This window comes from Mycobacterium sp. E136 (assembly GCF_001666865.1).
In the GTDB taxonomy this organism is placed as follows: Bacteria; Actinomycetota; Actinomycetes; order Mycobacteriales; family Mycobacteriaceae; genus Mycobacterium.
Genome location: NZ_LZJE01000172.1, coordinates 1 through 11,220, shown reverse-complemented (window position 1 = coordinate 11,220; position 11,220 = coordinate 1). Strand labels below are relative to the sequence as shown.

The 11,220-nt window shown below is 68.0% G+C and carries 10 protein-coding genes; 3 read left to right on the top strand and 7 right to left on the bottom strand.

Annotation, left to right across the window (positions count from 1 at the left end):
* On the top strand, window positions 1-120 hold a 120-nt coding region (locus tag A5698_RS29395; RefSeq protein ID WP_231967381.1), incomplete at its 5' end, for an Rv3235 family protein.
* Between the two features lie 17 nt (window positions 121-137).
* Window positions 138-608, top strand: a complete 471-nt coding sequence (locus tag A5698_RS11525; protein WP_068296622.1) for an SRPBCC family protein — start codon at window positions 138-140, stop codon at window positions 606-608.
* On the opposite strand, the gene secA is transcribed toward A5698_RS11525, so the two are convergent.
* From secA to A5698_RS11510, 3 genes are all read right to left on the bottom strand, one after another.
* Window positions 605-3,427, bottom strand: a complete 2,823-nt coding sequence (secA, locus tag A5698_RS11520; RefSeq protein WP_068296620.1) for a preprotein translocase subunit SecA — start codon at window positions 3,425-3,427, stop codon at window positions 605-607. The genes A5698_RS11525 and secA overlap by 4 nt on opposite strands.
* 187 nt (window positions 3,428-3,614) lie before the next feature.
* Window positions 3,615-4,241 carry a ribosome hibernation-promoting factor, HPF/YfiA family gene (gene hpf, locus A5698_RS11515; protein ID WP_197506747.1) on the bottom strand — a complete coding sequence of 209 codons (627 nt, stop codon included), beginning with the start codon at window positions 4,239-4,241 and terminating at the stop codon, window positions 3,615-3,617.
* Window positions 4,242-4,559: 318 nt separating this feature from the next.
* Window positions 4,560-5,189 carry a ComF family protein gene (locus A5698_RS11510; RefSeq protein ID WP_068296624.1) on the bottom strand — a complete coding sequence of 210 codons (630 nt, stop codon included), beginning with the start codon at window positions 5,187-5,189 and terminating at the stop codon, window positions 4,560-4,562.
* Window positions 5,190-5,241: 52 nt separating this feature from the next.
* Between A5698_RS11510 and A5698_RS11505 the strand changes: the two genes are divergently transcribed.
* A complete protein-coding gene (locus A5698_RS11505) occupies window positions 5,242-6,549 on the top strand; it encodes a DUF2252 domain-containing protein (RefSeq protein ID WP_068296615.1) in 1,308 nt (435 codons plus the stop codon).
* Window positions 6,550-6,592: 43 nt separating this feature from the next.
* On the opposite strand, the gene lpqB is transcribed toward A5698_RS11505, so the two are convergent.
* The 4 genes from lpqB to A5698_RS11485 all read right to left on the bottom strand — a co-directional run.
* Window positions 6,593-8,341 carry an MtrAB system accessory lipoprotein LpqB gene (gene lpqB, locus A5698_RS11500; protein ID WP_197500627.1) on the bottom strand — a complete coding sequence of 583 codons (1,749 nt, stop codon included), beginning with the start codon at window positions 8,339-8,341 and terminating at the stop codon, window positions 6,593-6,595.
* A gap of 5 nt (window positions 8,342-8,346) precedes the next feature.
* Complete coding sequence (gene mtrB, locus A5698_RS11495; protein WP_067086755.1) at window positions 8,347-9,993, bottom strand: MtrAB system histidine kinase MtrB; 1,647 nt, start codon at window positions 9,991-9,993, stop codon at window positions 8,347-8,349.
* 71 nt (window positions 9,994-10,064) lie between these two features.
* Window positions 10,065-10,751 (bottom strand): two-component system response regulator MtrA, encoded by a 687-nt coding sequence (gene mtrA / locus A5698_RS11490; protein WP_059099010.1) that lies wholly within the window; start codon window positions 10,749-10,751, stop codon window positions 10,065-10,067.
* 79 nt (window positions 10,752-10,830) lie between these two features.
* Window positions 10,831-11,220: nucleoside/nucleotide kinase family protein (locus A5698_RS11485; RefSeq protein WP_502688907.1), on the bottom strand; the 390-nt coding region annotated here is incomplete at its 5' end.

Sequence of the window (11,220 nt, the reverse complement as noted above, 5' to 3'; positions counted from 1 at the left end):
GACGGTGCGGCCGCCGAGGTTTTCGGCACATACAGTCGCGGACAGCGCATCCGCGCGATCGCGGCGCGGATCGCGTTCGACGGTCAGCGCTGGCGGGTGGTCGCGCTGCAGATCGGTTGAGCGTTAGCCTGCTCGGCGTGCAGGGAAACTCGATCAGCGTGGAGCGTGTCATCAGGGCGCCCGCGGCCGCGATCTTCGCGTTGCTCGCCGACGCCGGGCGCCATGCGGCCTTCGACGGCTCGGGCACCGTCGGTCACGCGCCCGCTGGGAAGTCCCAACCACTCTCCGCCGGAACGACATTCGGCATGGCGATGCGGGGCAGGCCCGAGTCGCTGTTCCTGCCGTACCGGACCACGAACACCGTTGTCGAGTTCGAACCGGACCGCCGCATCGCCTGGAAGACGACGATGGGCCCGCTCGGGCTGATCGGCGGGCGCATCTGGCGCTACGAACTCGAAGCGGCGCCGGACGGCACGCTGGTGCGCGAAACCTGGGACGTCTCCGAGGACCGGCAACGCCTCATGCTCAAGATGGGTTCGACACCCAAGCAGGCCGAGGACGGGATGCGGGCCACGCTGGGTCGCATCGCCGCCCTCGTCGAGCCTTAGCGGCGGCGCATCGCCTTCTGCTCGCGGGCCTGCTGGCGCGCGGCCTCACGCCGCTGCTTGCGGGTGCCACCGCCGGCCGACGCCGCGGGCCGCGCCGGTCCGCCGTTGCCCGAGCGCTGCACCTGAGCCGAGCCGTCCTCCGACGGCCCGCTGTAGGTCAGCGGTCGCGACTCGTCGTCGATTCCCTTGGCGCGCAGACCCGTTGGCGCGGGCCGCTCCTTGGTCGCGACGCCACCCTGCGCCCGCGCCGCGGCGGCCTCGGCGAACTCGCTCAGACCGGACGGCGGGGCGACGGGCGCGACGGTGGGCTGCGGCGCGGCCTCGACCGTCACGTTGAACAGGAATCCGACCGACTCCTCCTTGAGCCCCTCGAGCATCCCGATGAACATGTCGTAGCCCTCGCGCTGGTACTCGACCAGGGGGTCGCGCTGCGCCATGGCGCGCAGGCCGATGCCCTCCTTGAGGTAGTCCATCTCGTAGAGATGTTCGCGCCACTTGCGGTCCAGCACGTTGAGCAGCACATTGCGTTCCAGCTGGCGCATTGCACCCTCGCCGGCGATCTCCTCGATCTGCTTCTCCCGCTCGGCGTACGCGCGCTCGGCGTCGGCGATCAGCGCCTCGAGCAGCTCGTCGCGGGTCAGCTCGCCGGGCTCGCCGACGGCGTCGGAGTCGATCAGGTCATGGTGGTCGATGCCCACCGGGTAGAGCTGCTTGAGCGCGGTCCAGAGCTGCTCGAGATCCCAGTCCTCGGCGTAGCCCTCGGCGGTCGCCCCGTCGACGTAGGCGGTGATCACGTCGACGAGCATCTTGCGTGCCTGTTCGGCGAGGTTCTCGCCCTCGAGGATGCGGCGGCGCTCGTCGTAGATGACCATGCGCTGCTTGTTCATCACCTCGTCGTACTTGAGGACGTTCTTGCGGACCTCGAAGTTCTGCTGCTCGACCTGCGTCTGCGCGCTCTTGATCGCGCGGGTCACCATCTTCGCCTCGATGGGCACGTCGTCGGGCAGGTTGAGCCGCGTCAACAACGCTTCGAGGGTGGCGCCGTTGAACCGTCGCATCAGCTCGTCGCCCAGCGACAGGTAGAACCGCGATTCACCCGGATCACCCTGGCGGCCGGAGCGGCCGCGCAGCTGGTTGTCGATGCGGCGCGACTCGTGGCGTTCGGTGCCCAGCACGTAGAGGCCGCCGGCGGCGATGACGTCCTCGGCCTCCCGTGCGCATTCCGCCTTGACCTGCGACAGCGTTTCGTGCCACGCCTTCTCGTACTCTTCGGGGGTCTCGACCGGGTCCAGTCCGCGCTCGCGCAACCGCTTGTCGGTGAGGAAGTCGGGGTTGCCGCCCAGCACGATGTCGGTGCCGCGGCCGGCCATGTTCGTCGCGACGGTGATCGCGCCCAGCCGGCCGGCCTCGGCGATGATCGACGCCTCCTGCTCGTGGTACTTCGCGTTGAGCACGTTGTGTGGGATCCGGCGCTTGGTGAATTGGCGCGACAGGTACTCCGAACGCTCCACGCTGGTGGTGCCGATCAGGACCGGCTGCCCCTTCTCGTAGCGTTCGGCGACGTCGTCGACAACCGCGATGAACTTCGCCTCTTCGGTCTTGTAGATCAGGTCCGACTGGTCGGCGCGGATCATCGGCTTGTTGGTCGGGATCGGCACGACGCCGAGCTTGTAGATCTCGTGCAGCTCGGCCGCCTCGGTCTGGGCGGTGCCCGTCATGCCGGCGAGCTTGTCGTAGAGCCGGAAGTAGTTCTGCAGCGTGATCGTGGCCAGCGTCTGGTTCTCGGCCTTGATCTCGACGCGCTCCTTGGCCTCGATGGCCTGGTGCATGCCCTCGTTGTAGCGACGACCGACCAGCACGCGGCCGGTGAACTCGTCGACGATGAGCACCTCGCCGTCGCGAACGATGTAGTCCTTGTCGCGCTGGAACAGCTCCTTGGCCTTCAGCGCGTTGTTCAGGTAGCTGACCAGCGGCGAGTTGGCCGCCTCGTAGAGGTTGTCGATGCCCAGCTGGTCCTCGACGAACTCGACGCCCAGCTCGTGCACGCCGACGGTCCGCTTCCGGATGTCGACCTCGTAGTGGACGTCCTTCTCCATCATCGGCACGATCCGGGCGAACTCGGTGTACCACTGCGAGGCGCCGTCGGCCGGGCCCGAGATGATCAGCGGGGTCCTGGCCTCGTCGATGAGGATGGAGTCGACCTCGTCGACGATCGCGAAGTTGTGCCCGCGCTGGACCAGGTCGTCCAGCGAATGCGCCATGTTGTCGCGCAGATAGTCGAAGCCGAACTCGTTGTTGGTGCCGTACGTGATGTCGGCGGCATAGGCCGTACGCCGCTGGTCGGGCGTCATCTGCGCCAGGATGACGTCGACGTTGAGGCCGAGGAACCGGTGCACACGGCCCATCCACTCGGCGTCGCGCCTGGCCAGGTAGTCGTTGACGGTGACGATGTGCACGCCCTTGCCGGACAGCGCGTTGAGATAGGCGGGAAGTACGCCGGTCAGCGTCTTTCCTTCACCGGTCTTCATCTCCGCGACGTTGCCGAAGTGCAGCGCCGCGCCACCCATCAGCTGCACCTTGAACGGCTTCTGGTCCAGCACCCGCCAGGCCGCCTCGCGCGCGACCGCGAACGCCTCGGGCAGCAGGTCGTCGAGGCTTTCGCCGTTGTCGACGCGCTTCTTGAACTCGTCGGTCTTGGCCCGCAGTTCAGCGTCGGTCAGCTTCTCGACATCGCCGGCCAGGGAGTCGACGTAGTCGGCCACCCCCTTGAGGCGCTTGACCATGCGGCCCTCGCCGAGACGCAGCAACTTTTGCAGCACGCTAGTTCCCCTATGGGTTGGAAGTCTTGAGCTGAACCCATGGTAGGTGACACGCGCCCCGACCCGGCCAAGCTACGTCGGGCCAGGCAAAATCGCGGCCCCGCCCGGCTCGGGTGAGCCGGACCGGGCCGGCTCAAGCGAGCCGAATCAAGCCACCGGCTCAAGCGAGCCGAATCAAGCCACCGGCTCAGGCGAGCCGAATCAAGCCGTAGTCGTAGGCGTGCCTGCGGTAGACGACGGACGGCCGGTCGGTCTCCTTGTCGTGGAACAGGAAGAAGTCGTGGCCGACCAGTTCCATCTGCGACAGCGCGTCGTCGACGGTCATCGGGGTGGCCGGGTGTTCCTTGACCCGCACGATGCGACCGGGCTCGTGCTCCTCGAGCGCCGCGCCGTCGTGTTCGGCCGGTGCGGGCTCGGGTTGCGGGGTGACCGCCGTGGCCTTGGCCACCGACACCGGGGTCTTGTCGCCGTAGTGGATCTTGCGGCGGTCGCGCGCGCGGCGCAGTCGCTCTGCGAGCTTGTCCACCGCCGACTCCATGGCGCCGTAGAAGCTGTCGGCGCAGGCTTCGGCGCGGACCACGGGGCCGCGGCCGCGAGCGGTGATCTCCACGTGTTGACAGTTCTTGCGTTGACGCCGGTTGCGCTCGTGGTCGAGCTCGACGTCGAACAGATGGATCGTGCGGTCGAATCGTTCCAGGCGTGACAGTTTCTCTGCGACGTACTTGCGGAAGTGGTCGGGGATCTCGACGTTTCGGCCGGTGACCGCGACCTCGGCGTGCGGTCGAGGTTCGGGCGTTTCGTCCTCGATCACCATCGTGCGGGAGTCCAGGGATTGGCTTGACATGCTTGGCAACTCGTTTCTTCGGCGTCCGCACGCATCAGCGTGCCCGGGTTGTCGTGGGATCCGCACCGACGGGGCTTTGCATGTCTTGCCGCTCGCCGGTGCAAGGTGTCGTCTACTCACCTCCTACCGCGTCGGCGATGCTGGCGCTTCGATCTTGAGCGCCGGCCGTGAGTCATTCACGGGTGTTGCTGCCGACGGTAGCCGCGTTCACCCGGTAGTGCCAGTGAATCTCGGTACCTGTTTCCAGTTCTTCACCTCGGTCTGATATATGGCCGGTCGCGGCGGCCCTCACGCGTTTGCCACAACCAGCACGGCGGCCACGCGAGCCCCAGTGGTGCGCAGCACGCGAACGGATTCGGCGGCCGTCGCGCCGGTCGTCACGATGTCGTCGACGACGAGCACCTCGCCCGCCACGGGCCGCACGACCTTGACCCGGCTGGCGATGTTGCGCTGCCGATCACCGGTGGACAGCCCGACCGAATCCGCCGCGAACGCGCGCGTGCGCAGCGCGGGTACGACGGTCACGCCCGGCAGGTCGGCGACCGCTGCGCGGGCCATCCGCGTCACCGGGTCACCGCCGCGCCGCCGGGCCGACGACCGGCGGGTGGGCGCGGGCACCAGCGTCAACGGGACGTCGAGAAGACCCCAGGTGAGCAGGTGCGCCACGCCGGTCCCCACGGCGTCGGCCAGCGGCCGGATCAGGTCGGTGCGGCCGTGTTCTTTGAGTGCGATGACGGCGGTCCGCCGGGGCCCCGCGTAACGGCCGAGCGAGAACACCGGCACGCCAGGGTCCAGGCGGGGCAAGACGAGATGCGGGTCCTCGGCCCTGACCGCCAGCGCCGAGGCGCAGGCCGCGCACCACCGCGTCGATGGTGCGCCACAACCGCCGCACTGCAGCGGGAGCACGAGGTCGAGCATGCGGTCAGTGTGGCGATGATCGGTGACATCGCGATACGGGTACACCGTGCGCATGCAGGACCAGCGGGAGTCTTCGATCGTCGATTGCCTGGTGAATGCGTTCGCCGATCTGATGACGGCCGATTCGGACGCATTCCGGACGAAGTTCCGAAAGATGGCCGCCGAGCCGTTCGCCTTCTTCCGCGGAAGTGCGTGCGTCTTTTACGCCGACATCGCCAAGCGCGAAGATCGTTGGGCCGATGAGCGCACGAGCCGGGTATGGATCCAGGGCGACCTGCACACCGAAAACTTCGGTACCTATATGGACGGGTCGGGGAAGCTGATCTTCGACGTCAACGACTTCGACGAGGCTTACATCGGTCACTTCACCTGGGATTTGCAACGGTTCGCAACCAGTGTCTCGCTGATGTGCTGGCAGAAGGCGCTGTCGGATCACGAAATCGGCAGGCTGATCGACACATTCGCGCGGTCGTACATCGACCAGGTGCGGTGGTTCCTCACCGCCGAAAACGACGCGAGCTTCTCGCTGAATCTCGACACAGCACGCGGAGCCGTCCTGTCCGCCTTGCAGAGTGCGCGACTGTCGACGAGGGCTGAGATGTTGGACCGGCTCACCGCGGTCGCCGACTGGGACCGGCGTTTTCGAGAAGCCGCGGGGGTCCGAAGGCTCGAGGCCGCTGAACGAGAGAAGGTCGAGACCGCGTTCGTCAAATATCTCGAGACCATTCCGAAAACCAAACGGTTCCAAGGGATCACGTACGACATCAAGGATATGATCGGCAAGACGGGCCACGGTATCGGCAGCGCCGGCCTTCCCACCTACACAGTCCTGATCGAGGGGTTCAACGAGGCGTTGGACAACGACGCCGTGCTGTCCATGAAGCAGGGCAATGTCGCCGCGCCCAGCCGCGTCGTGGACGACGACGGTCTAGGGCGGCACTTCCTGCACCACGGCCACCGAACCGCGGTGTCCCAACGCGCGCTGCAGGCACACGCCGATCCACTTCTCGGCTACACCGACATCGACGATGTCGGCTTCGTGGTCAGCGAGATATCGCCGTACGAGGCGGATCTCGATTGGAGCGAGTTGACCGAGCCGGATGAATTGGCCGAAGTGATCGCGCAGCTCGGCCGGGCGGTTGCCAAGGTGCATTGCGTCGGAGACGCTGACAGCGACCAGGACGTGGTCGAGTTCCAGACAGAGGAGGCGATCGACGCGGTCATCGGCGATCACATCGACGAGTTCTCGGCCGACCTCGTGACCTTCGGGCTGGAATACGCCGCCATCGTGCGCGAGGACCACCGTCACTTCGTCGAAGCGTTTCGCGAAGGCCGCATTCCAGGGGTTACGTCGACCTGACTTGACGAGGTTGAACCCTGGCGCAGAACTCGACGAACGCCGGTCAGCCCGGCAGGACCGGTTCGGCGCCCGGCACCAGCAGCGGGCGCACCTCGGCCCACGCCGGATCGTCCTCGGCGACCGAACCCGACAACTGCACGACCCCGCGGGCATCGGCGACGTAGACGGTCGACGGGTTGGCCGCCACCGTGGTGACCGGCATCAGCAGGTTGCGGCTCGGGCCGTCGGAGTTGACGCCGTCGAGGTTGACGTACGACACCGGATGCTGCGGATCGGTTCGGCTGACCACGATGTCGTCGCCCGTGCGCCACGACAGCGACACCACCGTGTTGCGCAACCCGTATCCCAGCCGTCGCGGATAGGTCAGCGCGTAGCCCCCGCCCGGCGTCTGCTCGACACCGGCGAGGATCACCTGGCCGTCGATGACCAGCGCCGCGCGGGTGCCGTCGCGCGACAGCTGCAATTCGGTGATCACGCCCGGGAACCGGCTCGACACCGGCGTGGAGTCGACCGGTATGCGCGCCGGTTGGCCCGAGGCATCCTGGATGACACGCACGACGTTGTTGCCGTCGATCACCACCCACACCGCGTTGTCGAGCGCCCAACTCGGGCGCGACAGGCTTCTCGCGTCCAACACCTGAGACGCGTTGCCGCCCAACGCCCCCACCCACATCGTCGACGAGGTGTCGGGTGCGCCCGGGCGCAGCGTGACGATCGACGCGACCTCCTGCCCGCTGCGCGAGACCGCCGCGGCGGTCTGGCCCGGCATCTGCCCGAACGGGCCCGGCACCCGCGGCGCCCGCTGACCGTCAAGGGCGACAAGGGAACCGCCCACCAACGCGTGCAACCCGGCCGCGACGCCGGAGGCGGCACCGGGGTCGGTGGCCGCCACGTCGGAGGTCTCCCAGCCGTCGGCGAACCGGTCGTCGAGTGCGGCGCCGTCGGCGTTGATCACGTACGGCCCGTTGACGCCGGCGCGGAACAGGGTCCAGATGAGTTGCGCCGCAAGCAGTTGCCTGCTGTGCGGGTCGGTGGTCGACAGGTTGTCCAGATCGATGCGGGCCCCGCCGTATCCGCGGCCGACGCCCATCTTGCCGCCGTCGGCGCGGGTGACCGGGCCGCGCAGCTTCAGCGGCGGGTCCAACAGGTTGCGGACGGTCTTGACCATCTCCGGTCGAGGACCGGCGATGAGCTTGCTGACCAGTTCGGTGGCCAGCTGGTCGGGATCGGACACCGCGACGTAGCGCGGGTCCGGCACGACGGTGCTGCCCGTGGGGTCGACGAAGTACAGCGTGTTGCGGCGGTACGTGGCCTGGAACTGTTGCCAATCGAGGAAGACGCCGTTGGGCAGCTTGTCGATGCGCCAGCCGTCGGGCGTCTTGATCAGTTCGATCGGGCCGGGGTCGGGCAGCGCGCCCTCCCCCGTCTCGAACACCCCCATGTCCGACAGCGAGCCGAGGATGTCGGCGCGCATGCTCACCGAGACCCGGTCCGGGCCGCGGGTTTCGACGAAGACCACGTTGTCGATCAGCAGCGCGCTGCCCGCGTCATCCCAAGCCTGCGAGGCGGATTCGGTGAGGAACTGCCGCGCGGCCAGATGCCGGTTCGCGGGATCGGCTGTCGCCTTGAGGAATTCGCGCAGCAACACATCGGGATCCATGCCCGGCGTCGGCTTGGGCAGGCTGGGCGGGGCGGGCCGGTCGACGGTTCCGATGGCCTGGGGCGACGACGAGCTGGGCACACCTGCACAACCCGTCAGAACCAAGGCCAGCAGGCTCAGGGCCGCCAGCACGCTTCTCACACGGACTCCTGCGCGGGCTCACGATCGCGATTGCGGGGCGGAGGTTCATCCGGCGCAACGGGTTTCAACGGCAGCGGACTGGTCGTCACCTTGTGCCCGCGCACGAGCGGCAACGTCAGGCGGAAGCAGGCGCCCTTGCCGGGTTCGCCCCACGCCTCGAGCCTGCCCTGGTGCAGACGGGCGTCTTCGATGCTGATCGCCAGGCCCAGACCGGTGCCGCCGGAACGCCGCACCCGCGAAGGATCCGACCGCCAGAACCGGCTGAACACCAGCTTCTCCTCGCCGGGTCGCAACCCGACCCCGTAGTCGCGGACGGTGACGGCGGCGGTGTCGTCGTCGGCGGCCATCCGGATGCGCACCGGCTTGTGTTCGGCGTGATCGATGGCGTTGGCGATCAGGTTGCGCAGGATGCGCTCGACGCGGCGCGGGTCGACCTCGGCGATGACTTCCTTGGTGGGCATGTCGACGATGAGCTCGACCTCGGCGTCGGCCGCGAGGTGTCCGACGTTGTCCAGCGCGCTCTGCACCGTCGAGCGCAGATCCAGCGACTCGACCGACAGCTCGGCGACGCCGGCGTCGTGGCGGGAGATCTCGAGCAGGTCGTTGAGCAGCGTCTCGAAGCGGTCGAGCTCGCTGACCATCAGCTCGGTGGACCGGCGCAGCGCCGGGTCGAGGTCCTCGCTGTGGTCGTAGATCAGGTCGGCGGCCATGCGCACCGTGGTCAACGGTGTCCGCAGTTCGTGGCTGACATCGGAAGTGAACCGCCGCTGCAGGTTGCCGAACTCCTCGAGCTGGGTGATCTGGCGGTGCAGGCTCTCGGCCATGTCGTTGAACGAGACGGCCAGGCGGGCCATGTCGTCCTCGCCGCGCACCGGCATGCGCTCGGTGAGGTGACCTTCGGCGAACCGCTCGGCGATGCGCGATGCGGACCGCACCGGAAGCACGATCTGGCGCGCCACCAGCAACGCAATCGCGGCGAGCAGGCCGAGCAGGACCACGCCGCCGGTCGCCATCGTCCCGCGGACCAGCGCGATCGTCGACTCTTCGTTGTTCAATGGAAAGATCAGGTACAACTCGAGATTCGTCACCGGCGACGACGTGGGGCTACCGACGATCAGCGCGGGACCGGAGAAGCCGTCGGTGTGCACGGTCGCGTACTGGTAGCTGACCTGACCGGCCTTGACGAAGTCGCGCAGAGTGTCGGGCACCTGCTGGACGGGACCGGCCGCGGTCGCCGCGCGGGGCCCGTCGCCGGGCACCACCAGAACCGCGTCGAATGTGCCCGCCAGGCCCGGTTCGGCGTCGGCGCTGCGATCGATCAGCGTGTTGCGCGCCAACTGCAGGCTGCTGTCGAGCGAGCGGGTCTCCTCACCGCCGACGATTCCGCTGACGGTGGTGCGCGCGCGGTCGATCTGTTCGGTGGCCGCGCGCACCTTGACCTCGAGGATGCGGTCGGTGATCTGACTGGTCAGCACGAAACCGAGCACGAGGATGACGGCCAGCGACAGGCCCAACGTCAACGAGACGACGCGCAGCTGCAGAGACCGCCGCCAGGCGAGGCTGATTGCCCGCCCCAACGCGCCCAGTCCGCGCACCAACGGCGCCGAACGACGATGGATGCGTCGTCTGGAACTGAAGATCACGGCGCCCGCCGGGTGGTCACCACGGCGACCGCCGTGCGGTCGAGATCACGACCACGGCCGAGCCGTGCCTGTCACGGGGGTCCGGCCTTGTATCCCACTCCTCGAACGGTGAGCACCACCTGGGGGTTCTCGGGGTCCTTCTCGACCTTCGCCCGCAGCCGCTGGACATGCACGTTCACCAAACGGGTGTCCGCGGGGTGCCGATAACCCCACACCTGTTCGAGTAGCACATCTCGAGTAAACACCTGGCGTGGTTTGCGCGCCAAGGCCACCAACAGGTCGAACTCCAGCGGGGTCAGCGAGATTTGTTCGCCCTGCCGGGTGACCTTGTGCGCGGGCACGTCGATGTCGACATCGCCGATGGAGAGCATCTCGGCCGGCTCGTCCTCGTTGCGCCGCAACCTCGCCCGAACGCGCGCGACGAGTTCCTTGGGCTTGAACGGCTTCATGACGTAGTCGTCGGCGCCGGACTCCAGGCCCAGCACCACGTCGACGGTGTCCGTCTTGGCGGTCAGCATGACGATCGGCACGCCGGAGTCCGCACGGAGCACCCGGCAGACGTCGATGCCGTTCATACCGGGCAGCATCAGGTCCAGCAGCACCAGATCGGGCCGCAGTTCGCGGACCGCGGTCAGCGCTTGGGTGCCGTCACCGATGACCGCGGTGTCGAAACCTTCCCCCCGCAGCACGATGGTGAGCATCTCGGCGAGCGACGGGTCATCGTCGACAACCAGAATCCTTTGCCTCATGGAGTCCATGGTGTCACCGAATTGCGATAAACCCCGGCTACCACACGGCGCGTTTCGCGTGTTGACCGGCGAATGTGCCCGAACGGGCCTACCGAGCGTCCAGTTCGGCGGCCAGGGCCGCGGCGTCGACGTCGGGTCCGGCCACCGTCCAGGGCCCGCACCAGTGCGCGGCGGCCAGCCCGGCGTAGACGTCGGAGGTGCGTTGCTGCAGCCCGCCGTCACGCTCGTAGGCGTCCTTGGCCCGGTCGGCCTCGGTGTTGGCGCGGTGCTCGGCGCGCTGGGCGGCGAGTTCGGTCGGGACGGCGAGCAGCACCTGGGCGTCCGGTCGCGGGAGCGCGAGCCGTTCGTACTCCAGCACGCGCACCCACTCGACGACCTCACCGTCGGCGTCCTGGTGCAGCCGCGCGGCGCTGTAGGCGGCGTTGGACGCGACGTAGCGGTCGAGGATGACGACGTCGTAGGCGGTCTGCAGGCGTTT

What these genes read in the sequence shown, in the direction of transcription:
- hpf (WP_197506747.1), bottom strand. Translation starts at nt 4,241, where the DNA reads ATGGTGATCGAGGACGAAACGCCCGAACCTCGACCGCACGCCGAGGTC.
- A5698_RS11510 (WP_068296624.1), bottom strand. Translation starts at nt 5,189, where the DNA reads ATGCTCGACCTCGTGCTCCCGCTGCAGTGCGGCGGTTGTGGCGCACCA.
- A5698_RS11505 (WP_068296615.1), top strand. Translation starts at nt 5,242, where the DNA reads ATGCAGGACCAGCGGGAGTCTTCGATCGTCGATTGCCTGGTGAATGCG.
- mtrA (WP_059099010.1), bottom strand. Translation starts at nt 10,751, where the DNA reads ATGGACTCCATGAGGCAAAGGATTCTGGTTGTCGACGATGACCCGTCG.